This window comes from Methylobacterium brachiatum, from assembly GCF_900113845.1.
GTDB classification, from domain to species: Bacteria; Pseudomonadota; Alphaproteobacteria; order Rhizobiales; family Beijerinckiaceae; genus Methylobacterium; species Methylobacterium brachiatum.
Genome location: NZ_FOQW01000011.1, coordinates 1 through 24,275, shown reverse-complemented (window position 1 = coordinate 24,275; position 24,275 = coordinate 1). Strand labels below are relative to the sequence as shown.

General features: G+C 67.6%; 32 protein-coding genes. 11 read left to right on the top strand and 21 right to left on the bottom strand.

Annotated elements, in window-relative coordinates:
- Positions 1-197: 197 nt before the first annotated feature.
- The 3 genes from BMZ47_RS15580 to BMZ47_RS15570 all read right to left on the bottom strand — a co-directional run bounded on the left by BMZ47_RS15580 (position 198) and on the right by BMZ47_RS15570 (position 1,894).
- A complete protein-coding gene (locus BMZ47_RS15580; RefSeq protein ID WP_091863331.1) occupies positions 198-1,094 on the bottom strand; it encodes a LysR substrate-binding domain-containing protein in 897 nt (298 codons plus the stop codon).
- Positions 1,095-1,166: 72 nt separating this feature from the next.
- Complete coding sequence (locus BMZ47_RS15575; protein ID WP_007558605.1) at positions 1,167-1,457, bottom strand: hypothetical protein; 291 nt, start codon at positions 1,455-1,457, stop codon at positions 1,167-1,169.
- A 116-nt stretch (positions 1,458-1,573) separates the two neighbouring features.
- Positions 1,574-1,894: a hypothetical protein gene (locus tag BMZ47_RS15570; RefSeq protein ID WP_244536834.1), complete on the bottom strand. Its 321-nt coding sequence runs from the start codon at positions 1,892-1,894 to the stop codon at positions 1,574-1,576.
- A gap of 445 nt (positions 1,895-2,339) precedes the next feature.
- Between BMZ47_RS15570 and BMZ47_RS15565 the strand changes: the two genes are divergently transcribed.
- From BMZ47_RS15565 to BMZ47_RS15555, 3 genes are all read left to right on the top strand, one after another.
- Positions 2,340-2,921 (top strand): hypothetical protein, encoded by a 582-nt coding sequence (locus BMZ47_RS15565; protein ID WP_139221003.1) that lies wholly within the window; start codon positions 2,340-2,342, stop codon positions 2,919-2,921.
- 117 nt (positions 2,922-3,038) lie between these two features.
- Positions 3,039-3,305, top strand: a complete 267-nt coding sequence (locus tag BMZ47_RS15560) for a hypothetical protein (RefSeq protein ID WP_091863329.1) — start codon at positions 3,039-3,041, stop codon at positions 3,303-3,305.
- Between the two features lie 143 nt (positions 3,306-3,448).
- Positions 3,449-3,718 (top strand): hypothetical protein, encoded by a 270-nt coding sequence (locus BMZ47_RS15555; RefSeq protein WP_039902018.1) that lies wholly within the window; start codon positions 3,449-3,451, stop codon positions 3,716-3,718.
- 99 nt (positions 3,719-3,817) lie between these two features.
- On the opposite strand, the gene BMZ47_RS15550 is transcribed toward BMZ47_RS15555, so the two are convergent.
- The 7 genes from BMZ47_RS15550 to BMZ47_RS15520 form a co-directional block, all read right to left on the bottom strand.
- Positions 3,818-4,714 (bottom strand): dihydrodipicolinate synthase family protein, encoded by an 897-nt coding sequence (locus BMZ47_RS15550; protein WP_091863328.1) that lies wholly within the window; start codon positions 4,712-4,714, stop codon positions 3,818-3,820.
- 127 nt (positions 4,715-4,841) lie between these two features.
- Positions 4,842-5,843, bottom strand: a complete 1,002-nt coding sequence (locus BMZ47_RS15545) for a branched-chain amino acid ABC transporter permease (protein ID WP_091863327.1) — start codon at positions 5,841-5,843, stop codon at positions 4,842-4,844.
- A gap of 9 nt (positions 5,844-5,852) precedes the next feature.
- Positions 5,853-6,755 (bottom strand): branched-chain amino acid ABC transporter permease, encoded by a 903-nt coding sequence (locus BMZ47_RS15540; protein WP_007558590.1) that lies wholly within the window; start codon positions 6,753-6,755, stop codon positions 5,853-5,855.
- A 235-nt stretch (positions 6,756-6,990) separates the two neighbouring features.
- Entirely contained in the window at positions 6,991-8,211 is a 1,221-nt protein-coding gene (locus tag BMZ47_RS15535; protein WP_091863326.1) for an ABC transporter substrate-binding protein, read from the bottom strand.
- A 100-nt stretch (positions 8,212-8,311) separates the two neighbouring features.
- On the bottom strand, positions 8,312-9,037 hold the full coding sequence (locus BMZ47_RS15530) for an ABC transporter ATP-binding protein (RefSeq protein WP_091863325.1): 726 nt from the start codon (positions 9,035-9,037) through the stop codon (positions 8,312-8,314).
- Complete coding sequence (locus BMZ47_RS15525; protein WP_007565917.1) at positions 9,030-9,782, bottom strand: ABC transporter ATP-binding protein; 753 nt, start codon at positions 9,780-9,782, stop codon at positions 9,030-9,032. The genes BMZ47_RS15530 and BMZ47_RS15525 overlap by 8 nt, the downstream gene beginning before the upstream one ends.
- An 87-nt stretch (positions 9,783-9,869) precedes the next feature.
- Positions 9,870-10,562: a GntR family transcriptional regulator gene (locus BMZ47_RS15520; protein ID WP_091863324.1), complete on the bottom strand. Its 693-nt coding sequence runs from the start codon at positions 10,560-10,562 to the stop codon at positions 9,870-9,872.
- A 180-nt stretch (positions 10,563-10,742) separates the two neighbouring features.
- Here BMZ47_RS15520 and BMZ47_RS15515 point away from each other — a divergent pair, with 180 nt between their 5' ends.
- The gene (locus tag BMZ47_RS15515; protein WP_091863323.1) at positions 10,743-11,555 is read left to right on the top strand and encodes an IS5 family transposase; all 813 of its coding nucleotides are present in this window, start codon (positions 10,743-10,745) and stop codon (positions 11,553-11,555) included.
- A 97-nt stretch (positions 11,556-11,652) separates the two neighbouring features.
- Here the strand turns inward: BMZ47_RS15515 and BMZ47_RS28040 are convergent, their stop codons facing one another.
- The 4 genes from BMZ47_RS28040 to BMZ47_RS15500 form a co-directional block, all read right to left on the bottom strand.
- On the bottom strand, positions 11,653-11,940 hold the full coding sequence (locus tag BMZ47_RS28040; RefSeq protein ID WP_139221002.1) for a hypothetical protein: 288 nt from the start codon (positions 11,938-11,940) through the stop codon (positions 11,653-11,655).
- 62 nt (positions 11,941-12,002) lie between these two features.
- Positions 12,003-13,238: a DUF3095 family protein gene (locus tag BMZ47_RS15510; protein WP_208601060.1), complete on the bottom strand. Its 1,236-nt coding sequence runs from the start codon at positions 13,236-13,238 to the stop codon at positions 12,003-12,005.
- A gap of 357 nt (positions 13,239-13,595) precedes the next feature.
- On the bottom strand, positions 13,596-13,910 hold the full coding sequence (locus tag BMZ47_RS15505) for a hypothetical protein (RefSeq protein WP_091863322.1): 315 nt from the start codon (positions 13,908-13,910) through the stop codon (positions 13,596-13,598).
- A gap of 219 nt (positions 13,911-14,129) precedes the next feature.
- Positions 14,130-14,387, bottom strand: coding sequence for a hypothetical protein (locus BMZ47_RS15500; RefSeq protein ID WP_139221001.1), 258 nt, complete (start codon positions 14,385-14,387; stop codon positions 14,130-14,132).
- 135 nt (positions 14,388-14,522) lie between these two features.
- Between BMZ47_RS15500 and BMZ47_RS15495 the strand changes: the two genes are divergently transcribed.
- The 3 genes from BMZ47_RS15495 to msrA all read left to right on the top strand — a co-directional run bounded on the left by BMZ47_RS15495 (position 14,523) and on the right by msrA (position 18,155).
- Positions 14,523-16,136 carry a GMC family oxidoreductase gene (locus tag BMZ47_RS15495; protein ID WP_091863320.1) on the top strand — a complete coding sequence of 538 codons (1,614 nt, stop codon included), beginning with the start codon at positions 14,523-14,525 and terminating at the stop codon, positions 16,134-16,136.
- A 106-nt stretch (positions 16,137-16,242) separates the two neighbouring features.
- A complete protein-coding gene (locus tag BMZ47_RS15490; RefSeq protein WP_091863319.1) occupies positions 16,243-17,115 on the top strand; it encodes an SAM-dependent methyltransferase in 873 nt (290 codons plus the stop codon).
- A 521-nt stretch (positions 17,116-17,636) separates the two neighbouring features.
- Positions 17,637-18,155, top strand: coding sequence for a peptide-methionine (S)-S-oxide reductase MsrA (gene msrA, locus BMZ47_RS15485; protein WP_007557781.1), 519 nt, complete (start codon positions 17,637-17,639; stop codon positions 18,153-18,155).
- 57 nt (positions 18,156-18,212) lie between these two features.
- Here msrA and BMZ47_RS15480 read toward each other — a convergent pair whose 3' ends face one another.
- The 4 genes from BMZ47_RS15480 to BMZ47_RS28030 form a co-directional block, all read right to left on the bottom strand.
- The gene (locus tag BMZ47_RS15480; RefSeq protein WP_007557779.1) at positions 18,213-18,422 is read right to left on the bottom strand and encodes a hypothetical protein; all 210 of its coding nucleotides are present in this window, start codon (positions 18,420-18,422) and stop codon (positions 18,213-18,215) included.
- 172 nt (positions 18,423-18,594) lie between these two features.
- Positions 18,595-18,753 (bottom strand): hypothetical protein, encoded by a 159-nt coding sequence (locus BMZ47_RS28615; RefSeq protein ID WP_165486525.1) that lies wholly within the window; start codon positions 18,751-18,753, stop codon positions 18,595-18,597.
- A 98-nt stretch (positions 18,754-18,851) separates the two neighbouring features.
- Positions 18,852-19,094 (bottom strand): hypothetical protein, encoded by a 243-nt coding sequence (locus BMZ47_RS28035; protein ID WP_139221000.1) that lies wholly within the window; start codon positions 19,092-19,094, stop codon positions 18,852-18,854.
- 65 nt (positions 19,095-19,159) lie between these two features.
- Complete coding sequence (locus BMZ47_RS28030; RefSeq protein ID WP_139220999.1) at positions 19,160-19,558, bottom strand: hypothetical protein; 399 nt, start codon at positions 19,556-19,558, stop codon at positions 19,160-19,162.
- Between the two features lie 153 nt (positions 19,559-19,711).
- Between BMZ47_RS28030 and BMZ47_RS28025 the strand changes: the two genes are divergently transcribed.
- Positions 19,712-20,242: a DUF2721 domain-containing protein gene (locus tag BMZ47_RS28025; RefSeq protein WP_139220998.1), complete on the top strand. Its 531-nt coding sequence runs from the start codon at positions 19,712-19,714 to the stop codon at positions 20,240-20,242.
- 264 nt (positions 20,243-20,506) lie between these two features.
- Here the strand turns inward: BMZ47_RS28025 and BMZ47_RS15470 are convergent, their stop codons facing one another.
- The gene (locus BMZ47_RS15470; RefSeq protein ID WP_091863317.1) at positions 20,507-20,758 is read right to left on the bottom strand and encodes a DUF6894 family protein; all 252 of its coding nucleotides are present in this window, start codon (positions 20,756-20,758) and stop codon (positions 20,507-20,509) included.
- 490 nt (positions 20,759-21,248) lie between these two features.
- Between BMZ47_RS15470 and BMZ47_RS15465 the strand changes: the two genes are divergently transcribed.
- Both BMZ47_RS15465 and BMZ47_RS15460 read left to right on the top strand, forming a co-directional pair.
- On the top strand, positions 21,249-22,013 hold the full coding sequence (locus BMZ47_RS15465) for a Crp/Fnr family transcriptional regulator (protein WP_091863316.1): 765 nt from the start codon (positions 21,249-21,251) through the stop codon (positions 22,011-22,013).
- A 2-nt stretch (positions 22,014-22,015) separates the two neighbouring features.
- Positions 22,016-22,279, top strand: coding sequence for a hypothetical protein (locus BMZ47_RS15460; protein ID WP_091863315.1), 264 nt, complete (start codon positions 22,016-22,018; stop codon positions 22,277-22,279).
- A 277-nt stretch (positions 22,280-22,556) separates the two neighbouring features.
- Here the strand turns inward: BMZ47_RS15460 and BMZ47_RS15455 are convergent, their stop codons facing one another.
- Positions 22,557-23,531, bottom strand: coding sequence for an alpha/beta fold hydrolase (locus tag BMZ47_RS15455; RefSeq protein WP_091863314.1), 975 nt, complete (start codon positions 23,529-23,531; stop codon positions 22,557-22,559).
- A 118-nt stretch (positions 23,532-23,649) separates the two neighbouring features.
- Positions 23,650-24,012, bottom strand: coding sequence for a hypothetical protein (locus BMZ47_RS15450; protein ID WP_091863313.1), 363 nt, complete (start codon positions 24,010-24,012; stop codon positions 23,650-23,652).
- Between the two features lie 169 nt (positions 24,013-24,181).
- Between BMZ47_RS15450 and BMZ47_RS15445 the strand changes: the two genes are divergently transcribed.
- The coding region (locus tag BMZ47_RS15445) for a transposase (protein ID WP_091863312.1) at positions 24,182-24,275 on the top strand (94 nt) is incomplete at its 3' end.

The following is a 24,275-nucleotide window of genomic DNA, read 5'->3' as shown; positions in this document are numbered from 1 at the left end:
CGATCCGCGCGCGTGCGGGATCGAAGCCTGTCGTCGCGACGGAGGCTGAGGCCGGCGACCGCGATCCGGGGATCGGCGGCCTCGCGGTGACGTTTCCTCGCGTCTTGTTCGTTGCGGCGACATTGGCCCGGGGCGGTCCGCGCGACAAACGCGAATCCTGCACCCGCAGGTGAATGGGATTCACCTGCCCTCGGGCCTCAGGCCAGTTCGGCGTCCAGCTCGATCGCGAGCTCCCGGGCGAGCCAGCGGGCGAAGACCCGCAGCGGCGCCCGGCGGCGGGCATCGGCCGGGCAGACGAAATGGTGGCCTGTGTAGCTGATATCCTCCGCCCGCCCGGCCAAAGGCACGACCAGGCGGCCGGCGGCGATCTCCCGCTCGGCGAGCCGGGTGGATTCGAGGGCGACGCCCAACCCGTCGGCTGCCGCCGCCAGGGCCAGGAAGCTCCGGTCGAAGCGGATCGCGGCGGTGGGCGGCGCGGTCAGCCGGTTGCGCTCGAACCAATGGGTCCAGCGCACCTGCTTGTTGTCGCTCTGGATCAGGGTCTGCGCGAACAGGTCGGCGGGGCCGGTGATCCGGGCGGCGCGCTCGGGATCGCAGAGCGGCGTCACGGTCTCGAGCCCGAGCGGCATGCGCACCAGCCCCTCGCCCCGGGGCGGCCCGTAGACGATGTCGGCGTCGAACTCGTCGGTGATGAACCGGGCGTAGTCCATGCCGGCGGCGAGCCGCACCTCGAAGCCCGGATGCTCGCTGAGGAAGCGCGCCAGACGCGGCGCGAGCCATTGCGCGGCGAAGCTCGGGGCGCAGTGCAGCCGCAGCAATTGCGGCCCGCGATTCGCCACGAGGTCGAAGCCGCGGTTCAATTCGGCGAAGGCCCGGCCGACATGGTCGCACAGGGCCTCGCCGGCCGGGGTCGGGGTGATGCCCTGGCCAGTCCGCTCGAACAGGGCGACGCCGAGGGTCTCCTCCAGCTTGCGCACGGCGTGGCTGACCGCGCTCGGCGACAGGTTCAGCTCGCCGGCCGCCGCCTTGAACGAGCGCCGCCGCGCGGCGGCCTCGAAGATCCGCACGGCGGACAGGGGAACGGGCGAACGCATCCGCGGCAGGATGGGCCCGCGCTCAGGGTGCTGGCAATGGCCGCGGGGCGGATCCCGGCCGGCGGAACGGCCTCACGCCGCCAGGGCCGCGCTTCCGTCCCGGCCGTGGGCCTGATCCATGATCTCGCCCATCCGCTCGCCGACGGCGATCGCGATACGCTCGGAGGCGGCGCCCTCGGAGCCCTGCTGGCAGATCCGGGTGAGGACGTCGGTGACGCGCTGTTCCATGACGGCCAGGATGGCCGCGGCGGCCGCGGGCTGGGCGCCGCGGAGCACGGCCGCGAGGTCGCAATAGGCGTCCTGCAGGAGCCGCAGCGTCAGGCGCTCGACAGCCTGCTCGTCTTCCGCCTTCAAGGCACCCATGCCACGCCTCCCTCAGGTCGCTCGCGGCAACTTGGGCAGGACCCGTTAACGGCGCGTAAACCGAGCGCGACCGGAGAGGCAATCGGCTAACCATGCCGGACCGCGGCGGTCCTGGATCAGCACCCGGAGCAGATGCCGCCCGCCGCATTGCGCCCGCCCTTGAGCAGGCGGTCCATCATCGCCTCACGGTCGTAGGTCCGGGGCGCGGCCCCCGACGGCGCCGGCTGCCCCGCCGCCGCGAGAGCCGGCGGCTTCAGGAGATCCCCGGGGTGCAACGCCTCCCAGGTCATGCGGCTGCGCCGGGACGAGTCGAGGACCGCGTTCGGGTTCAGCCCGCGCGGCTCGAAAGCCGCGACCGGGACCGTCAGGGTGCCGGGGATAACGATGCGAGGCAGGGCGGCCGGCGCCTCGACCGGAGCCTCCGGAAGCGTCGCCACCGGCGCCGCGGCACCCGATGAAACCGTGCGCGGCAAGGCGCTGTAGGCCGTCGGGACATTCGGCAGACGCGCGCACGCCCCCGTCACGAGCACCAAGCCGAGAGCCGCCATCCGCCTTACACCGTTCATGAGTACCCTGATGCCAGACTCGGCCCTAATCGTCGGCCGCGATCCGTGGAATTAACCATATATCCGGCCGTTTGTCGAGGCTGAGCGCCGGAAACGACCGGGAAACAACCCAACAATACTTCAGGATATTGCAAAATAGCGTGATCATCTCGAGGAGATCAGCCACGGCAACCGGAAGCATCGCGGGCGCCGCCGTTCCGATGGCGCGCCCGCGGCGTGCGTATTGAATACCGACGGCCCAAGAAAACGGTTTGCTCGGCCGCACCGACACGGCAACAGGAAGCTTGGCGGCTTTTGGCGACCGCCGAGATGGGTCATGACGCGCGTTGCACACTCTTGGATGGCGGCGCTTTCTGCATTCGCCATCGCGTTGCCGAGCATCAGCGCGGCCTTGCCCGCGATCCGGAGCGCGGACCATGCCGGTGCGGGCATCGATCGCGCCGGGCTCATCGCAGAGAGACAGCAGCAGCGCTGGCAGCAGCTTTCGCTCTCCATCTGCACGGGCTGCATCACGGCGGCCAACCGCGTCGCCCCGGTCAGCTACGACAAGCCGAGCCTGGCCGAGCTGGCGCGGCCGAATCCGCGCGTGACGATGGCCGCGCGCCGCCCGCGGGCGAAGGTCCGGCTCGCCCAGCTGCGCAAGCGCTACGCCCGGCTCCAGCGGCACGACCGCCGCAGGGTCGCCGCGCGGGCGCGTCCGGTCCGGCTGGCGAAACGCCTGCCCCCGCGGAAGCTCGCGCATCTCCAGACGGCGCCGGTGGCATGGCCGGTCGGGTCGATCCCCGTCGCGTACCGGCTGCCCGAGCGTCCGGTCGAGCGCCCGTGGGTGCCGCAGGACGACAATCGCTGGCACGCGACGATCCTGCCGGCCTCGTCGCTGCGCCCGCGGCGATCCTGACGCGTTCCGAGACGGCACCGCATCGGACGCCGGGACCGGGCCCAATACGCCGCACCGCAGGCGCGGCGGGCGGTTGAACCGCGCCGCCCGCGTCACGTTGTGCCGGCGGAGTCCCCCATGATCGTCATCCGCCTCCTCGTTGCCGGCTTGGCCGTCGCGCTCAGCCTCGGCGCCGCGTGGGCGGTCGATCGCGATCCGACCAGCGGCATCGCCCCTCCCGCCGCGGTCGAGCCGGTCCAGGATGCCGCCATCGTCGGAGACACCGCGCGGAACCTCGCGGTCACGCTGCCGGAGCAGAGCGTGACCACCACGGCGGCGCCGAAACCGCCGCCGCCGCTGAAGCCCCTGCCGAAATGGGATCCGCGCGTCTGCATCGGCTGCTGAGCCGCCGTCATCGCGGCCGGAACCGGCGCGCGGCCCGTCCCGACAGGGCTGCCCCGATGCATCAGGTCGCTGGTTGTCGGCGGAACTTGGCAGCGCCCGGGCGCGTCGGCTCCGTGAACCCCCACACGCTTCAGAGCCTGACCATGCGCATCCTTCTCCTCGCCGGCCTCTGCCTGTCGCCGCTCGTCTCGACCCCGGTCCTGGCCCAGGTCCAGCAGAACAACCCGAACGCCGCGAACCAATCCATGGAGTACAACAGCCAGATGCGCTCGCTGCGGCAGGAGCAGACGACGCAGGGCAACACGCTCCAGATGAACATCGAGCGGAACCAGGCCGCGACGCCCAGCCCCAATACCGGGCCGAACGCGATCGCCCCGATCGGCGGCGGCACCGGCGTGGGCGTCGGCCGCTGACCCGACCGGTCGAAGAACCGCAGGTTCACCGCCCGGGCCAGCCGGGGCGGTGAACCTGCGATCGCATGGCGTCCGCGGATGTCGCGCCGCCGATAACCGTCACGCCGCCGCGGGCAGGGCGGGGCGGGTCTCGATCGCCTTGCGCACGATCGCCTCGACCGCTTCCCGCCGCGCCCCGGACAGGGGCTTGCGCGGGCCCCGCACGTGCTCGGTCGAGTTGATGGCGAGGGCTTCGGCGAACTTGATGTTCTGGACCAGGTAGGTCGAGACATCGAGGTCGAGGAGCGGCCGGAACCAGCGGTAGATCGCCAGCGCCTCCTTGAGGCGGCCGGCCTGCATCAGGCGGTAGATCGCGACCGTCTCGGCCGGGAAGGCGCAGACGAGGCCGGCGACCCAGCCGCAGGCGCCGACCGCGAGGGCTTCGAGAGCGAGGTTGTCGACGCCGGTGAGCACGGCGTAGCGGTCGCCCAGCCGGTTGATGATCTCGGTGGTCCGGCGGATGTCGTCGGAGGATTCCTTGATGGCGACAAAGCGCGGATCCGCGGCCAGTTCCTCCATGATCTCCGGGGTGACATCGACCCGGTAGGCGACGCGGTTGGAATAGATCATCACCGGCAGATCGCCCGCGGCCGCAACGGCCCGCAGGGTCTCGACCGTCTCGGCCGGGTCGGTGTGGTAGATCGGGCTCGGCACCACCATGAGGCCGCTGGCCCCGGCCTTGGCCGCCTTGGCGGCGAGTTCGCAGGCCTCGCGGGTGCCCGCCTCTGCCACGGTCAGCAGGGTCGGCTTGCCCTTGGTGACCGACTGGGCCCGCTGGAGCACCGCGATGCGCTCGTCGTGGGACAGCATCGGCCCCTCGCCCAGCGAGCCGCACACGATGATGCCGTCGCAGCCCGCCTCCATCTGGACGCTGAAGCAGCGCTCCATCTCGGCGTGGTCGAGGCTGCCGTCGGGCTTGAACTTGGTCGTGACGGCCGGGATGACACCTGTCCACATGGTCGAAGATCCTTCTGCATCGAGGGGTTGAACGGCACCGCGCCTGGGCCGCGCGGCCATGGCTTCGCCCACGCCTCGTGCGGCGCGGCGGCGAACTCGGACTGCCCGTCGGGGCAGGGGGCGTGGCTCAGGCCGCCTCGGCGGCCGGCGCGCGCTCGCGGGTGGCGGTCAGGACCGGGCGCCTCTTGCCCCGCTCGGCCCGGCGCCGGCGCAGGTGCAGGAACTCGCCGACGACGCCGCGCCGGAAGAACGAGACGCAGACGATGAAGATCAGGCCGATCACCACGGTGACGAGGTCGCCGATGGTCGCGAGGTAGTTCTGCAGCCCGACCACCAGCCCGGCCCCGAGCAGCGGCCCGAAGATCGTGCCGACACCCCCGAGCAGGGTCATCAGCACCACCTCGGTCGAGGTGTGGAGCGAGACGTCGTTGAGGGAGACGAGCTGGAACACCAAAGCCTTCATCGCCCCGGCATAGCCGGCCACCGCCGCCGAGATCACGAAGGCCAGAAGCTTGAACCGGTCGGTGTCGTAGCCGAGCGAGGTCGCCCGGGCCTCGTTGTCCCGCACCGCCTGCAGGATCTGGCCGAAGGGCGAGTGGACGACGCGGTCGACGAACAGGAACCCCGCCGCGAACAGCGCCAGCGTCACGTAGTACATCGCCGTGTCGGAGGAGAGGTCGAGCCCGAACAGGCTGCCGCGCGGGATGCCCTGGAGCCCGTCCTCGCCGCCGGTCCAGCGGAACTGCACCGCCAGGAAGTAGACGATCTGCGAGAGCGCCAGGGTGATCATCGCGAAGTAGATGCCCCGCCGCCGGATCGCGAGGCCGCCGATGGCGAAGCCGACGAGCGCCGCCGCGGCGACGCCCGCCACGAAGGCCGCCGGCATCCCCAGCGGGTGGTTGCCGAACCGGATCATCAGGGCGCCGGTGACGTAGCCGGCGCTGCCCAGGAAGGCGGCATGCGCGAAGGAGACGAGCCCGGTAAATCCCAGGAGCAGGTTGAAGGCGCAGGCGAACAGCCCGTAGCACATCACCTTCATCACGAAGACCGGGTAGATCAGCCCCGGCACGAACGGCACGACCAGGGCGAGCCCGACCAGGACGAGAAAGATCTTGACGGTGTTCGACATCGGCTCCCCTCAGGCTTCGCGGCCGAACAGGCCGGCCGGGCGCACCAGCAGGGCCAGCGCCATGATGACGAACACCACCACGGTGGAGGCCTCGGGGTAGACCACCTTGGTCAGCCCCTCGATCAGCCCGAGGGCGAGGCCGGTCATCATCGCGCCGAGGATCGAGCCGAGCCCGCCGATCACCACCACGGCGAAGACGATGTTGAGCAGGTTGCCGCCCATGAGCGGCGTCACCTGCATGATCGGGGCGGCCAGCACCCCGGCGATGCCGGCGAGCGCCACGCCGAACCCGTAGGTGAGGGTGATCATCACCGGCACGTTGATGCCGAAGGCCTGGAGCAGGCGCGGGTTCTCGGTGCCGGCGCGCAGATAGGCGCCGAGCTTGGTCCGCTCGAACAGGTACCAGGTGCCGAAGCAGATCAGCAGCGAGGCCACGACCACGAAGACGCGGTATTTCGGCAGCAGCATGAAGCCGACATCGACCGGCCCCTGCAGGATCTCCGGCGGCTCGTAGCCCTGGCCGGAGACGCCGAACGCGTAGCGGAACGCCCCCTCCATCACCAGAGCCACCCCGAAGGTCAGGAGCAGGCCGTAGAGGTGGTCGAGATGGTAGAGCCGGCGCAGCAGCGTGCGCTCGATGACCATGCCGAACAGGGCGACGCAGAGCGGCGCCAGCACCAGCGCAACCCAGAAATTGATCTGGAAGTCGGGATAGCCGAGCCAGGGCCCGATCTGGGTCAGCCCGATCCAGGCCAGGAAGGCGGCCATCATGAACTGCGCCCCGTGGGTGAAGTTGATGATGTTGAGCAGCCCGAAGATGATCGCGAGCCCCATGCTCAGCAGGGCGTAGAAGCAGCCGCCGATCAGGCCGATGGTGAGCTGGGCCAGGAAGGCCTGGAGGGTGATGTCCATCGCGGGGTCACCGGCGGGTTGGAGGGGTCGAACGGTCTTTTCGGGGCTGCGCCACAAGGGCTACGGCTCCACAGGGTCGAGGCACCGTCGCTCTTGCAGGGCTCGACGTGCCCCCTCTCCCGAGCGGGAGAGGGGGCCCGCGCCTTCGACGGCGCAAACCTCTGGAGTCCGCGGCCACACCGGGTAGGGGACGCACCATCCCGAAGGCCGGTGCGCGCCCTTGCGCGACAGCGTTTCACCCCTTGGCGTTGAGCGGGCAGGCATCGGACGGCTTCGGGAACACCTCGTCGCCGCTCAGGACCGCCCGGACGTTGTAGAAGTCCCAGTCGCGCTTGGATTCCGACGGCTTCTTCACCTGCAGGAGCAGCATGTCGTGGACGAGGGCGCCGTCGGCGCGCAGCCTGCCGTTGCGGATCACCGCGTCGTCGATGGTCATGGTGCGCAGCTTGGCCATCACGGCGCCGGCCTCGTCGGTGCCCGCCGCCTGGATCGCCTTGAGGTAGCTCAGCACCGCCGAGTAGACCGCCGCCTGGGACGCGCTCGGCATGCGCTTCATCTTGGCGAAGTACTTCTCCGCGAAGGCGCGCGAGCGGTCGTCGTAATCCCAGTAGAAGGCTTCCGTGAGGTACATGTCCTGGGCCTTGGCCAGCCCGAGGCTCTTCACGTCGGTGATGTAGGTCAGCAGCGGGGCGATCACCTGCTTGTCGCTGCGCCCGATGCCGTACTCGGCGGCCTGCTTGACGGCGTTGACCGTGTCGCTGCCGGCATTGGCGAGCGCGATCACCTGCGCGCCGCTCCCCTGGGCCTTCAGCATGAAGGAGGAGAAGTCGCCGCCCGGGAAGGGGTGGCGCGAGACGCCCAGAACCTTGCCGCCCTCGGCCTCCACCACCGCGGAGGCGTCCTTCTCGAGGGAATGGCCGAAGGTGTAGTCGGCGGTCACGAAGTACCAGGTCTTGCGGCCGGTCTTCAGCAGCGCCTTGGCGGTGCCGGCCGCGAGCGCGTAGGTGTTGACCATCCACTGCGCGTTGAGCGGCGAGCACTTCTCGTTGATCGCCGCCATGGCGACCCCGGCCGAGAGCATCGTCACCCGGTTCTTCTGCTTGGCGATCTCCATCACGGCGAGCGCCGTCGAGGAGGTCGGGAAGTCGGCGATCATGTCGACCTTGCCCTGGTCGAACCATTCCCGGGCGAGGTTGGCGGCGATGTCGGGCTTGTTCTGGTGGTCGGCCGCGATGAGCTCGACCGGGGCGCTCAGCACCTTGCCGCCCATCTCGTCGATGGCGATCTGCGCCGCCACGGCCGAGCCGCGCCCGGTGAAGTCGGAATAGATCCCCGACAGGTCGTTGAGGATGCCGATCTTGACGACGCCGTCGCTGACCGCCTCGGCGGCAAGCGAAGGCAGGGCGGCCGACGCGAGCGACGCGCCGAGCACGCAACCGATGAACCGTGACCGCATGTTCCCGCCTCCTGTTCGTCCCGCCAATTCTTCCCCGCCGGGGGTTTGACTGTGCATCGTCTTGTTCCGAAAGCCGGCAGCCACCTTTCGGGACGACGCTCTAGACGCCGAGCAGGCGCCCGACCTCGGCCTCCCTGGCCGCCACCTCGCCCGCCGGGATCTCGGCCGCGACGCGGCCGTTCTCGATCACGTAATGGCGGTCGGCGAGGTGGCGGGCGAAGTGGAAGTTCTGCTCCACCAGCACGATGGTGAAGCCGCGGCTCTTGAGCAGGGCCACCGCCCGCCCGAGCGCCTCGACGATGACCGGGGCCAGCCCCTCGGTGATCTCGTCGAGCAGCAGGATGCGGGCCCCCGTGGTCAGGATGCGGCCGAGCGCCAGCATCTGCTGCTCGCCCCCCGAGAGCCGGCCGCCGCCGCTCTCGGCCCGCTCGGCGAGGTTCGGGAACATCGCCAGCACCTCGGCCACCGACATCCCGTCGGGCCCGAGGCGGGGCAGGAGGGTGAGGTTCTCCTGCGTCGTGAGCGAGCGGTAGATGCCGCGCTCCTCCGGGCAGTAGCCGAGGCCGAGCCGGGCGATCCGGTGCGTGCTGAGCCGGATCGTCTCCTGCCCGCGGACCCGCACCGAGCCGGCGCGGCGGTCGGTCAGGCCGAGGATCGCCTTGAGGGTGGTGCTGCGCCCGGCGCCGTTGCGCCCGAGCAGGGTCACGCACTCGCCCTCGCGCACGGTGAGGTCGATCCCGTGCAGGACGTGGCTCTCGCCGTACCAGGCTTCGAGCCCGCTTATCTCCAGGGCGGCGGCGGATCCGGGCACGTCCATCTCAGGCATGCCCGCCCCCGAGATAGGCCGCCTTCACCCCGGGATCGGCGGAGACCTCGTCGTAGCGGCCCTGCGCCAGGATCTCGCCGCGCTGGAGCACGGTGATCGCGTCGCAGAGGTCGGCCACCACCGACATGTTGTGCTCGACCATCAGGATGGTGCGGCCCACGGCGATCCGCCGGATCAGGCGCTTGATCCGGTCGACATCGTCGATGGCCATGCCCTGGGTCGGCTCGTCGAGGAGCAGCAGGGGCGGATCCAGCGCCAGCGTCGTGGCGATCTCCAGGGTGCGCTTGCGCCCATAGGACAGGTCGGCGGCATTCGCCTCGGCGTAGTCGGCGAGCCCCACATCGGACAGGAGCGCCATGGCCTCGTCGTCCAGCACCGACAGCGACCGGATCGAGCGCCAGAACGCGTATTGCGTCCCGAGGCGCCGCTGCAGCGCGACCCGGACGTTGTCGCGCACGCTCATGTGCGGGAAGGTCGCCGAGATCTGGAACGAGCGCACGATCCCCCGCCGGGCGATCGCCGCCGCGCTGTCGTGGGTGATGTCGGCGCCTTCGTAGAGGATGCGCCCGCCGGTCGGCGTGTGGACCTTCGTCAGCAGGTTGAAGAACGTGGTCTTGCCGGCGCCGTTCGGGCCGATGAGTGCGTGAATTGCATGGCGCCGGACTGCGAAGTCGACGTTGCGCACGGCCGTGAAGCCTCCGAACGCCTTGGTCAGCCCCTCTGTCACCAATGCGTGCTCGGCCACGGCGCCCTCACCGGTTCATATTTGTAGATTGTATAAAATCTGCGGACGCGTCAAGGCCCTCGTTTCGAGGCGTCTGAAGGGGGTCGCTCACCCGGCATGGGCCTGCCGATAGATCGCCACGAGCGAGACGGCGGCGTGCGCGATATGCGCCCGCAGCAGATCGGCGGCAGCATCGACCTGGCCGACCTCGCAGAGTGCCACGATCTGCGTGTGCTCGTGGTCGGCGCGCGCGGTATCCCCCGAGGCCGAGAGCTGCAGCCGGGTCGGGCGATCGCAATCCTGGAGCAGGCTAGAGACGATGCTCAAGGAGCGGGGGCGGTCGGCGTAGCGCAGGAGATCCAGGTGGAAGCTCCGGTTCAGCTCGCCCCATCGCTCGACCTGGCCGGCCTCGAGCGCTGCGCCGTACTCATCGGTCAGGCTGCGCAGCCGCCGGTAATCCGCCGCCGCGAATCGGCGGGCGGAGAGCGCCAGCAGCGGCGGCTCGAGCTGCTCGCGCAGGCGGAAGATGTCTTCGACCTCCTCCACGGACAGGCCGGTGACCACGGCCCCGCGATGCGGGACGATCTTGACCAGGCCCTGCGCCTCCAGCTGCAGCAGCGCCTCCCGGACCGGGATGCGGCTGATGCCGAACTCCTCCGCGAGCGCATCCTGGCGCAGCTGGATTCCGGGCGCGAACTCGCCGTTCAGGATGCGCTGACGAAGCGATTCGGTGACGGCCGCCGAGACCGTCTTGTGACGCAGGCGATCGGGGGCGGGCGGCGGAGCAGCCGAAGCGGACATGGGCACCTCAGGAGAATGGTAGATTTTATCCAGAAACCTGGCGCCGGGACAAATCGCAGGGGTGGGACTGTGGATTTTTGGCCGATCTTAGAGCCCGTCCGATAATGATCCGAGGCGGGGTTGAGTGGCCGGGATGGCGATGATTCCAGGCGGGTTGCTGAAGCCGAACCTGGAAGCGCCATGTGGACCCCGACCACCCGGCGGCAGCAGAGCCGCGCAGGCCTTCGCTATGAAACCGACCTGACCGATGTCGAGTGGGCGGTGATCGAGCCGCTGATGCCGAGGCCCGAGCCGCGCGGGCGGCCTCCGGTCTGGACGCCGCGGGAGATCTTGAACGCGATCGTCTCAGTTCTGCGCGGCGGCATCGCAGGGCGGCTGATCCCCAAGGATCTGCCGCCGCGATCGACCACGTTCGGCTCCTTGAGCCGCTGGCGCGACGCAGGGCTGTTCGGCCGGATCAATCACCACCTCGTCCTGGCCGATCGCGAGCGTGTCGGACGCGAAGCCTCGCCGTCCGCCGCAGTGCTCGACAGCCAGACCGTCAAAACCACGGAGAGCGGCGGGCCGCGCGGCTACGACGCCGGTAAGAAGGTCAAAGGCCGCAAGCGCCAAGCGCCGGTCGATACGGACGGGCGTGCGCTCGTCCGCGATCCGCAGCCGGCCGACGTGCAGGACCGGGACGGAGCCGTGCCGGTCCTGCGCCTGTCGCGCCGGAGCTTCCCGTTCATCGTCAAGGCCTTCGCCGACGCAGGCTATGCCGGCGACAAGCCCGCGACCGCCACGATCATCGCCGTCGATATCGTACGCAAGCCGCCGGATCAGGTCGGCTTCGCTGTGCATCCGCGCCGGTGGGTCGTTGAGCGGTTCTTCGCCTGGATCAGTAGCAACCGGCGCCTCTGGAAGGCCCCCGAAGCGACCCTCGCCTCCGCCAGAGCCTTCCTCTACGCCGCAGCCATCATGATCCTCGTTAGACGCCTCGCCCGATCACCCTGACTTCTCGGACGGACTCTGAGTGATGGCGCGCCAAGGGGAATGAAACTGCGAGCACCTATATGATTGAGGTTGCAAGATGACTTTCGAAGGTATCCTGTCAGATAATTCTGGCAGCGACCTGCCCGAACCGCAGCGGATCACTCCAAACCCGACATTCAGCTTTCCGCCCATCCCGGTCATTCAGCCCGTTTCGAGACAGCTCCGAACCGGACATCGCATCAGCAAAGATCCCGGGCCGGGAAAGCTCCTGCACGGCGAGACTGTTCGCGCCTTCGACCGGTCGCCGCTCGCAGGTATCGGCACGGATCAGGCTGGCGCCGACCGCGAAGGTCCCGCCATCGACCAAACGCTCGCCGATGCGGTGCGGCACAGGGATCTTGAACACCGCTCGCGGTCGGCCGTCCCCCCTTTGCTACATCCGGCAGCAGCCACGCTTCACAGCCCCCCTCACGGGCTGGTCGGCACCACGGCCTCGACACGTGCCGCCCGACCTTTCAGCCGTGCGGCGGCCGCGGCGTAGCCTCCGCCAGCGCCATCGATGAAGTGCATGTGCCCGCTGCTCGGGACCGGAGGGCTGATGCAGGTCAACTGCGCAGCCGATTGCCGTTCCAGGCCGAAATGGCAGATCCCCTGTGCCTCTGCAGCGGCGAGCTGCGCCTCCAGCCGATCCGCGAAGGCCTCGGTGCAGTCCAGGGTCATCCGCAGCGCATCGTCGTATTTGCGGAAGTCCGTATTCCCGACGATCTCGTGCCGAAACGCGGCGGGATCGAACGCGCCTAGCCGCAAGCCTGTGCGATAGAGCAGGTATTCCGGAATCGATCGTGCCACGAGCCGGAGCTTGCGCCGGAGGCGGCTCTTACGGGAGCCCGGCATGGCGCGCAGCTCGAGATCCAGCCCCATCCACGGTCCGTGCATCTGCGGTCCGTCGTCCTGCATCGGACGTGCGACCTCGGCACTGATCTCCAGGCTGTACAGGAGCTCTTGCACGAGTTGCCGGAAGGCCGGCGCATCGCCGCTGTGCTGCGGCACGAGCATGAGCGAGAGCATCAATGCGTGGCGGGGACGGATCTCCTGCCAGCGGCAGGAGAGGCCGGTCAGGTCAGGCTGGCTGCCGGGCTCGGCCGGTACGACGGCATAGTCGCCGGCCTTCATGGCGGCCTCTGCCCAGGGCAGACCGCCTCCGCTGAACATCGCATAGGAAACGTGAGCACTGGGCGCGTAGCGGGCCACGCGCACGTCGAGCCCGCGATCGCGCACGGCTGAGACGGGCAGGAGAGCGGTGCGCAGCTCGAGCTGCAGCGCCTCACGGACCCAGACGGCCGTTGCCGCCAGCGCTTCTCGAGCAATATCAACGTCTTCCGGGCCAATGGCGAAGCTTGCCCCATCGCCGCCGAAGACGAAGGGAAACTCGCGCCGGCCGAGAGCATTGGAGACGGCCGCGATGATGGCTGCGCCGGCCGCATTGACCGCCTTGTAGCGGCCCAGCCCGATCTGCTGCTGGGAGCCGACGACATCGGCCACACCAAGCCACCACGTCGTGGGCAGCGGCCGATAGAGGGCTGGATCCATGAGGCTGGAGAAGGCGGTGAACCGCGGCAGGCTCCCGTAGAAATCAGGAGGCGTGAGGTGCTTGGCGGGTTCGTCCCGCCGAGCTGCATCCGCCGGTTTCCGCGTCGCCGCCATCGCCCTGCTCCCCGGCGCAGACTCCGGCCGCGTGACGCGCCCGGATCCCGGCACTGACATCATCCTTGGTGGAACCACCATCACCACGGTCACGTGCACGCCTACAAGCGAACGCGCGACGGCGGCGACACACTCGCGACCGCTCCGCGCAGGAGCGAGCGACACCTCTAACGCGGTTGCGGCTCCAGTTTCGATATTCGCGCGGCGTCTTCGGGACGAATGGGGCGGGGGTGCCGTCACGCAGTCCGTCGTCACAGCAAGCGGTGGTGTGCCGAGGTGGGCCAACCGGCCGCCGCTGCGTGTGCAGCGGCGGCCGATCTCTGGCCGAGGGCTCAAAGAGCCGAGACGGAAGCTCCGTCAGCTGCAGACGCGCTCGTGTCCGAAGAACAAAGGGTTGTAGACGAAGCGGCAATCCCCGAAATCCGAGCTGAGGAAGTAGCGGCCTGCGGGATAATCCCAGTTGAACCCGCCGAAGCGCCGACGGAATCCACGGTGGTGGAAGTATCGATGGTGGCCAAATCCGCCGTACCCGAATCCGCGATGGCCAAAACCGCCCTGATGGCCGAAGCCGCCGTGACCGAACCCGCGGGCGTCGGCGCTGGCAGCACCGCCGGCCAGTGTCGCGAGCGCGAGCCCCGCGACCATCATCGTCGTCGTCGAAATCGTCTTCATCGTGCTTCTCCCTGTTGGGGTGACAGCACTCTGCGCCCGACGATGGCCGGTCGCTGTGATCCCGGTCACAGAGAGCCGGACGCCCGGCGTGGCGCGGGATCTACGGCAGCGGCGCAGGTTCACGCTTCAACCAAAGCTCGATGGGTTGGAACCGTCCGCGGATGGCCACCGTCCGCCGCGCGTCGAAGAGCCCGCCGGGCTCAGCGATACCGGCAGCCGTCAGGAGATCGGCGCTGACGGCGAGGCAGTCTCATCCACGGGATCGTGGAATGTTTTGAAGCGGGCGCGGGTGGGGACCGGGCCGAGGCGCTCACGCGTCGGACCGGTGAAGCCGGTGAGATCGATGAAGAGCACCGGGATCGCGCGCGTGAGGGGCGCAGCCAGATAGGTCGGGTCCGTAACGCATTCGGGGGCGTCTGCGAACAGGCCCTCGTCAACGTCAGCCAATACTTCCTGTGTGACGACGATCACAGTCACGCAAGCCGAAGTCATGGAACATCCACCTGAAGTCCCGCGGCTCATGAGCTTCGTCGCGGGCTCCGCAGTGATGCCGGGAGAAGCCGTGCTGTTCCTCAGCAACGGCCGCGCGGCAGTAGAAGGACTCCATATATCGTGAGCCAGTCTCGTCTCGAAGATCGCGATTCATCGCGGCGCGCGCAGGAGAACCAGCACCGCTTGGTCGCGGAGCTGCGGTCGCAATACGACGTCATCATTTGCGGCGCCGGATCCTCAGGCTCGGTCGTGGCGCGGCGCCTCGCGGAGAATGCCGATCTGCGCGTGCTGCTGATCGAAGCCGGGGGCAGCGACGATGCCGAGACGGTGCTCGACCCTGCCCAATGGCCGGCCAATCTGGGCAGCGAGCGGGATTGGGGATTTCAGGCGCAGCCGAACCCCCACCTGAACGGCCGTGCCCTGTCGATGGCGATGGGCAAAGGTCTCGGGGGCGGCTCCAGCATCAACGTGATGGTCTGGGCGCGCGGGCACCGCAGCGACTGGGATTACTTCGCTGCGGAGGCTGGCGATGCCGGGTGGAGCTACGACAACGTCCTCCAGATCTATCGTCGAATCGAGAACTGGCAGGGTTCGCCGGATCCCCGGTATCGCGGCGTTTCCGGACCGGTCTGGGTCCAGCCTGCTTCGGATCCCAGCCCCATCGCACACGCGATGCTCGATGCGGCCCGCGAGATCGGCATCCCGACATTCGCGCATCCGAATGGCGTGATGATGGAGGGGCCGGGCGGCGCGTCGATCTCGGACATGCTGGTTCGCGACGGCCGGCGCCAATCGCTCTACCGGGCCTATGTCCGCCCTTGGCTCGACCGCCCCAACCTGACGGTCCTCACCGACGCGACCGTGCGGCGCGTCCTGATCGAGCAGCAGCGCGCGGTCGGCGTCGAAGTAATTCGCGCCGGGCAGATCCTGGAGATCAGAGCCCGGGCCGAGGTGGTGCTGTCGCTGGGGGCCATCCAGACGCCCAAGGTTCTGATGCATTCCGGCATCGGGGACCATGCGGAGCTGACGCGCTTCGGCATCCCGGTGGTGCAGCACCTGCCGGGCGTCGGGCAGAATTTTCAGGACCACGTCTCGTTCGGATGCATCTGGGATTATGCCGAACCCATCGCCCCCCGGAACAGCGGCAGCGAGGCGACCCTGTACTGGACGAGCCGCCCCGGGCTCGATGCGCCGGATGTGCTCTTCTGCCAGGTCGAATTTCCCGTGCCGAGCGATCGGACCGCGGCGCGCGGTGTGCCGGCGCAGGGCTGGACGATGTTCGCCGGTCTGGCGCGCCCGGCGAGCCGCGGCCGGCTTCGGCTGACGAGTGCCGATCCCTCGGTGCCGTTGGCGATCGAGGCCAACATGATGTCCGATCCCGCGGATATGGCGACGGCCGTCGCCTGCGTGGATCTGTGCCGCGCGTTGGGCAACGCACAGGCGTTTCGGCCGCATGTCCGCGGAGAGGCCATGCCGGGCGACATCAAGGGAGGCGCGCTCGAAGACTTCATCCGTGATGCCGCCGTGACGTACTGGCACCAGAGCTGCACGGCCAAGATGGGCCGCGATGCCCTGTCGGTGGTCGATGCATCGCTGAACGTCTACGGGATCGACGCTCTGCGCATCGCGGATGCTTCGATCATGCCGCGTGTGACAGCGGGAAACACGCAGGCCCCCTGCGCCATCATCGGAGAGCGGGCGGCCCAGATGATCGCCCAGGCTCACGGCCTGTGATCACCCTGCGGGTCGCGGCCCGGCATGGTTCCGAGGCTGCCGGGTCGGGCTCCTCTCCTTCGGGCGCCACGCCGCGTCGTGGTGATCATCACTCGGGCGGTCGCCGATGACTTTCCAAGCCATTGAACGCACGCTGCGGCAGATGGGCGATGCGGCGCGAGGCCTTGCCGCGATCGGCGCCGCGTTACGCCTGCGGCGGGAGGCGATGGAGGTTCCTCCCGAGGTCGCGCACCGGTTGCACGACGTGGTTGCGGCCCTGGTGCCGGGGGGCCTCGGCGAGCTCGATCAGGCGCAGGTCTCCGCGTCCCTGGCATCCGTCACGCACGCGCTGCAGGAGGCGCGGGATCTGTTGGATGGTCTGGAACGACCGGCAGTCTGGCAGGTCCGCGATCCTGCGATGTTGCAGGCCCAAGGCCAAGCCTCACGCGTCGTCGTACGGCACTTGGCGGTTTTGGGGGCCGAGCGCCCGGCGCTCGCAGCCGCACTCACCGGGCGCTTCCTGGATGTCGGCACGGGTGTGGGCGGCATCGCTCTCGAAGCCGCAGCGCAGTGGCCCGCGCTGCATATCGTGGGCCTGGACATCTGGGAGCCGGCTCTCGAACTGGCCCGTGCGAACGTTGCAGCAGGCCCGTTCGGCAGCCGTATCGACTTCCGCCTGCAGGATGTGACCCAGTTCGATGATCCGGCCGGCTACTCGCTGACGTGGCTCCCGGCACCCTTCCTCTCAGAGGACGCGGCTCGGACGGCGCTCGACCGTCTGACGGCTGCCCTCAAGCCGGAGGGATACCTCGTCGTCGGACTTTACGCGCCGCCTCCGGATCCGGTCGGCGCCGCGCTTGCAGCCCTGCGGCTGGTCCGCAACGGCGGCCACCTATGGGCGTGCGCTGACATGGAGGATGAACTCCGCTCCCGTGTATTTACCGCCATCGAGACCTGTGCGGGACAGCCGGTCACGCTCGTGATGGGACGACGCGCGTAGAACGCTCTCCGTCGAGGCGGCGCATCGAGCCCGCCGGGAGCGGCCGGGTCCAGTTGCAACGCGATCAGGGCCTGTGATCGGGCGACTCGCGAGGCGCTGCCGCGTCGCGCCTTCGGATGTCTTTCCAAGCCGCGATCCGGTTGATGGGGCGCACCCTGAGGCCCCTGCCAGGACCGCTTCAAGAGTCCGCTCCCGTGCGGTTGGCGCCCGAAGCGGACCGGCCGCTTCCGGCCAGCCTCTGCCAGCGTGTCGAGCCGACGTGAGCGTCTCAGATGGGTGGATGTCCGCCGGTCCGCTTCGGGGCGGCAATGCGTGGAAGCGGACGATGTCTTTGATCCCCCTCACGGCCCACAGCGGACGCCTATCAGCCATTCAAGGGTGGAGGCCCGGCTACAAGGGTATCATCAGACCGGTGAAGAGGAGGTCCGGACGCGGGCTCCACCGGGGCGGGGTACAGGGTCGCGGGGCAAGTGCCCACAGAATCCCTATCTAGGAGCATGGCGGAGCCTACGGAGGACAACATGGCGAGCGAGAGAGCGGTGCTGGCGGGCGGCTGTTTCTGGGGCATGCAGGACCTGATCCGGCGTCAGGACGGTGTGCTGTCGACCCGTGTCGGCTACACCGGTGGCGATGTGCCGAACGCCACCTACCGCAACCACGGCACCCATGCTGAAGCGATCGAGATCGTCTACGACCCGGCCAGGACGAGCTTCCGGCGCATGCTGGAATTCTTCTTTCAGATCCACGACCCGACGACGCCGAACCGTCAAGGCAACGACCGCGGGCTGAGCTACCGTTCGGCGATCTACTACATCGACGACGACCAGCGTCGGGTTGCGGAGGATACCATCGCCGACGTCGACGCGTCCGGCCTGTGGCCCGGGAAGGTCGTGACCGAGGTGGCGCCCGCCGGACCGTTCTGGGAGGCCGAGCCCGAGCACCAGGATTACCTGGAGCGGCGGCCAGACGGGTACACCTGCCACTTCGTCAGACCGAACTGGATCCTTCCCGTACGGTCTGCGGCCACGCAGAACGCCTGATCGCGGCTAGAGGCGTTGGTGCTCCCGAGCGCCAACGCCTCGCCGATGGGGCCGCGATTATCGTAAAGTCGCGGATTCCCCGTCCTTCAGGCGTCGCTCCTCACCATCGGGGCCGCCCTGCGCGACATGGTCGTTCAGGCGGCCCAAGTGCTCGAAGACGTGTTCGAAGGCTGCGACGGCAGCCGTCTCGAAGGCGCCATCGCCCTTGCCTTGGGCGTCCTTGAGGGCGCCCAGCAGGGCGCGGTGCTTCTCAGTATCGGTAGACATGCGCTTCTCCCGGCCGGCGACCGTACCGACTCGGTGAGCCAAGCTCCTTCATCGGTGCCGGTTCCTGCGGGGCGGCTCACGCTCCGACCGCAGGGCGCCGTTCACCACCGACCATGCCGAGAGCGGGTCCTGACCGAACAGCCCGTGCCGATAACGCTCGACCCCGGCAAACCTAGGCGGAGCCGTTGCCGCCCGTCGCGCCGTGGACCTCGCCGGTGACGTAGCGCACCTCTTGGCTTGCCAGGAAGACGTAGACCGGGGCGAGCCCCACCGGCTGGCCAAAGCGGCCAAGCGACACTTCAGCCTTTAGCGTGTCGACCGCGTCCTGCATCTGACTGCCGGAGTGGTAGGCGGCCGATGCCGACCTCGTCGATGAGCCGAACGTCTCGAGCAGGTCCGACGACGCCCGACGATCGGTATTCCATTCCGTTAAAGAGCGCGCAGGCCTCGCGCCGCGACTTCTGTCGTCGCGCCGCGGCGTTTAGGGCGGCTGGATCGCACTGGGCGCTGCGCGGAGTTCTGTATTGCTCTTCCGATTCCTCGCACTTCCTGTCGCCGACTTGCCGTCCAGGCGTAGTTCATCGCCACCGTAAGCAGCATGGCATTCTGGGCGATCCTGGCGTTCAACCGAAACGCCTCATCGGCCAGCCGAGCGACCTCGTCGTAGAGCATTTTGGTCTCCGATCTGGGTTAGGCACCGCAGGCTGCCCCGAAATCCAATCGGCTCACAGGTGTGCCTAGGAGAACGCACAATCCTGCGGCCCGACCGCCGTTCGGTCACCGAGGACACTGCGGCCAGACGCGATGATTTGTACGGTCTGCCGGCGATCACAGGCGGTCCGCGCCAGGACCTCTAAATCGCGCAGGTAGGAGATCAGCAATTCGTGGGGAATTTCATCTGTGTTAAGGGCGTCACCAACCTTGGATGACACGGTACGCTCAAGCTCAGTCCAGAACGTGGGGGAAAGTTCCGCTTGGTGATTCATGGCTGCCGCTCGACCCGAATGTGTCGAACTCATTTTGGACTCTCCTGGCCCGGCAACTCCATCGAATGTTAGATTTTGTTCGTTTTGACGAATGATTTTACTGCTCGCCAGCGCGCCGAGTTCACCGCCGGGATCAAGACCGGCCGCCATAGGCCAGGTTCTGCAGCGAGCGGATACGGAGATTCACGTAAGGTGCTGATAGACCATTACTCCGTGTCCGCGATTGAACTCAGATAGTTTGGAGAGCGCCCCACGCTTTCTGCGGCCTCAGGCCGTCGCAAGGCATGGGAGCAGCTGAACCCTATGAACTTAGATCTCGCAAATGTGCTGAAGGTGATTGGGCCGGCAGCGTCGCTCATTTTCGCGGCCTGGATTTTCGTGGGCTTTCTTCAAACCAGATACGATGCCGCCGTAGAACGCTACCGAGACATAATCGAAACATATAGAACGTCCGATCTATCTGGGAGCAGAAAATCCAACATGATAGATCAGATCGTGCACTATAAGCGTCGCTGCGAGCTGATGAGCAGGGCAACAGGATGTGGATTGGTGTCCGCAATTCTATTGATCTTTACCTTGATATCCGGCGGCATCGCTTTATCATTCCCGGAGGTTGAATCCCTGAAATTTTTAAGTGCCGGATCCGCATTGCTCGGCTTGCTGCTCGTTATTGCGGGCACCATCATCGTGATGTTCGAAGGAAGGATAATTTATCGGCAAATACATACCGAGTTGCTCGACCTGCCGGACCTTGCAGAGAGCATAGGAGAGGAAGCCGGCGCCGTAACCGATCCGAAGCGGCACGCCCATAATACGGAGCGAAGTCGGTCGTGAGGCCGCTGCTCTGGCACTCGCGAGCTTTGGGAGCGGCCCGCCAGTCGGGTTCATGGGGGCTCGAGCATGTTCGAAGTCATCCCCGGCCCCCGTCTGTGCCGCCGCGCCTCTGATGGGGCTGGGCCGCAAGCTTGCTCAGCACGAGGTCCAGGACCGGCGCAGGCACATGAACGAGGCACTGCTACGCCCGACGCCGCCATCTGATCGCATTCCGGGGCGTGGGGTTAGCCGGGATGAGGCCGTCGTCCAGCCCTCAAGAGGGCGCTACGTACCCGCACGCGGAATGTGCCACGCGCCCTTTAAGTCGAGCGAGGCGGAGTAAACCACCGCTCCGCCCTCGTTCCGGACACGCACTGCGAAGGTATGACGATCCCGGTCTGGGATCTTGTTGCGTGCCATATCCGGAAGGGCATCAAGTGCCTCGATACGGGCCGCGTCAACGCTCGGTAATTCGAAACCTTCCTCATCCTGAAAGCGGAAATCCCCGTCATCGGTATCGAAGAAAAAATGCGGCATTGTATGTCCAGTCTTCACGCAGGCGGGAGCATTCGCATCTCTCTGCCGTTAACGCCCAGATATTCGTCGACAGTATATTCTTTTACGCCAACGCACAAAACGGAAAACTATCATACGTCATTCATAAGTTCGAATGACAGATAGAACAATGTCAAACAGCGGCAAAATCTTAAATATCAAAATTATCAGAGATGTTTTGCATTCCGGCCCTAAAGTTAAGTATGGTCTGATCAGATCAGATGCGCTCTGGTCGAGGGCCGCACCACGCCTTCACCCATCGAACCTCGTCGTACGAGCCGATCCGCCTTCATTCAAATGCTGAAGCTTCGTCCGGCGGATGCTGTGCATCTGCGCTTCGCTCCGTCCGATAGCGAACAGTTGTAAAGCCCCAGTCACCTGCCTGCTGCAGACCGCGAATATCCATCATATGACAAGGTTTTTATTGAAAGTTGGACGTAAGGACGCAGCCCCCCTTCGCTGCCGTGGTCCGATGCAAGATGCGCTGATCCGCAAGCTTGAGAGCTTCGAGGAACTGACGAACGCCGACCGGGAGGCGTTGCGCGGGTTCGCTTCGCGGGTTCGGCAGGTGGGGGCTCGAACGGACCTGATCCGAGAGAACGACGTCCCCGGCAACGTCCATCTCATCCTCAGCGGCTATGCCTGTCGCTACAAGGTCCTGGCGGACGGCCAGCGCCAGATCATGGCCTACTTCGTGCCCGGGGATTTCTGCGACCTCAACGTGTTCATCCTTGACCAGATGGACCACAATATCGGCACGGTCTCAGCCTGTCAGGTCGTAGAGATCCCACGGCAAGCCATCGAAGAGATCACGGCGCGCCACCCGCGGGTGATGCGGGCTTTGATGTGGTGCGCTCTCGTGGATGAGGCCGTGCTGCGCGAGTGGCTCGTCAACCTCGGCAGCCGTCCGGCCGACCAGCGCATCGCGCATCTGTTCTGCGAGTTGCTGCTGCGCCTGGAAGCGGTGGGGCACGTCAACGACAACAGCTATCTGTTCCCGTTCACCCAGACCGATATTGCCGATACGATGGGCCTGTCGGACGTTCACGTGAACCGAACGATCAAGGAGTTGCGCCGGCTCGATCTCATCACGCTGAAGAGCCGGGTCCTCACGGTCTTGGACGTCGAGCAGCTCAAGACGTATTGCGGGTTCAATCCCAATTACCTCCATATCAGGAACGCGCGTTGGAGCGGCCGCCGGCAGGTGCCTTGGTTGAGCAGCGCTCTAGGAGGGTAGAGGTGGCAGGCCGGGACAACGTCGAGACCCTGGTCGTTCTCCAGCCCATCTCGGTCGACACGGCGAGCCCGGACCAGGTCGGCATGCTGGTGATCGCCAACGGGCTGCTCGTGGCGGTTCTGGTCCGTCTCGACGCACCGGAGCATGCGCGCTGCGGGAGCTGGTTCCTGGAGGTTGGATTGGGCCGTCTCGCGGGAGCGCGCGCCCCCACGTTCGACACGCTTGAGGACGCCACGCGCTGGATGCGACAACGGCTTAAGCGCTAGTTAACGCCGAACGCCGTGCAGCCATCGAAGGACCGCCTCGGGAATACGCGAGCGGTTGCCATGCTGCTGGAAAGTAACGCCGTGAAATTGGCAGCGCCGCAACAAGACCGGACAGTTTCCTCACTGATGAGGACCCGAGACGTCACGATAGTATCTAAGCTCGTTCCTTCGTCAGCGTATCTCAAACGGGTGCTGCCGCCTCGGGGAGCCGTGCGCTTGCGCCTGCAACGCAAGGCCCGGGCCGCGACGCGCTCCGGCACCGGTCGGGGCCCGGATCTCAGGCGACCGCCCGAATGGCCGACTCCGACGCGCGCGCCACGGCGGCGATCACCTGATCGGGCGCGAGGTGGTGGATCATGTGGCCCATGCCGGGGACGACCATGAACGTGCTGCCGGGCAGTTCCCGATGGAGCCGCTGCGATTGCCGGCCGACATCGGCGATCTGATCGTCCCCGCCCGTGATGATCACGACGGGGATCCTTAGGTCCCGGTAATGGTGCTGAAGCTCCGCGGCCGCCGGCGTCATCGTGGCGGCATCCTCCGCCGAGGCACGCAGCTGCAGCGGGCGCAGCATCATGTCCTTCGGGAAGGCGTGATCGAAGCGCTCCGAGACGGCTGCCGGCGCGAACATCCCCTTGATCAGGGCGGGCAGCATCAGGCGCCCGGCCAACGGCGACACCGTGTAGCGCATCAGGTCGCCAATTCCGGGGATCGCCACCGGAGCGGTGAGGATCACGTCGGCGCGCAGTGTGGGATAGTAGTAGCCCGAGGCCAGGACGAGGCTGCGCACCAGGTGCGGGGCCTGCAGTGCCAGGGCGACCGCCACCAGCGTGCCCCAGGAATGGCCGAGCACGACGGCTCGCGACACGTCGAGCCGCTCCAGCGCCTTCTCGAACAGGGTGGCGTGGGCGCGGGGCGTCCAGAGGCCCCGGGGCCGGTCGCTGTAGCCGTAGCCGGGCCGGTCGAAGATGATGACGCGGTGGCGCTTGGCGAGATCGTCGACGATGCCGCTCACCAGGAAATCCTGGATCAGGGTGCCGTTGCCGTGGATCAGGACCAGCGGTTCCCCGTGACCGCGCTCGATGTAATGCAGGCGCAGCCCATCGATAGTCATGAACTGGCCGATCGGCGGGGTGCGCCGCTCCGCCTTGCGGGTCGCCGCCAGCGCGTAGAGGGCCGAGGCGCCCAGGGCCGCGACCGAACCCACCAGGGTCGGGACGAGCCAGGGGCGGGCGGGAGAACGACGCGTCATGATCTGATCCTGAAAGGTGAGGCCGTGCTCCTGATCAACCGGATCAATCCGAAGCGATGCCGTCCGGGCGGGGAGCGCGACGGCTGACGCGTCGCGCAGCGTGTTGTGGGACGCGGTTCTACGGCAGCGCGCCGATCATGCCCTTGGCTTCGGTCATCGTGTGCTCGCAGGCGCGCTGCTGGCCGGCGCGATCCTCGTCCACCGCCCGGCCGATGAGCCGCCGCGCGTCGGAGATGTGGGGCGCCGTCGAGATCATGTGCGCGTCGCTCGGCGCGCCGGCCGGCGCCTGCGCCAGGGCCTTCGGCGACTTGCTGCTGCGGATCGTGTGGCCGTCCTGAAGGCCGGCCACGTGGATGGCGCCGGCGCTGTCGAGGCGGCGTTCGATCGTCCCGATCTGCTCGGCGCAGGAACTGGCTTGGACCGGCAGCTGCGAGAGACCGAGCAAGAGGACGGAGGCCCCGAGGGCGAGTGTGAGACGCATAGGCGATCCTTGAGGTGCGGGGTTCGGGCTCGCGGGGCGAGCCAGGCCGGCGATGGCGCGGCCGGAACCGAAAACGGGATGCAGCCGCGATTGACCCTGACCCAGCAAACTGGTCCGCGTCGAGCGCAAGTTTTTCGGGCATCCTGAACCCTGAAGGAGGGTGGATGCCATGCCTCGCAAACGCTTCACGAACGAGCAGATCGCCTTTGCCCTGCGGCAGGCGGAGAACGGTGCGACGGTGGACGAGGTCTGCCGGAAGATGG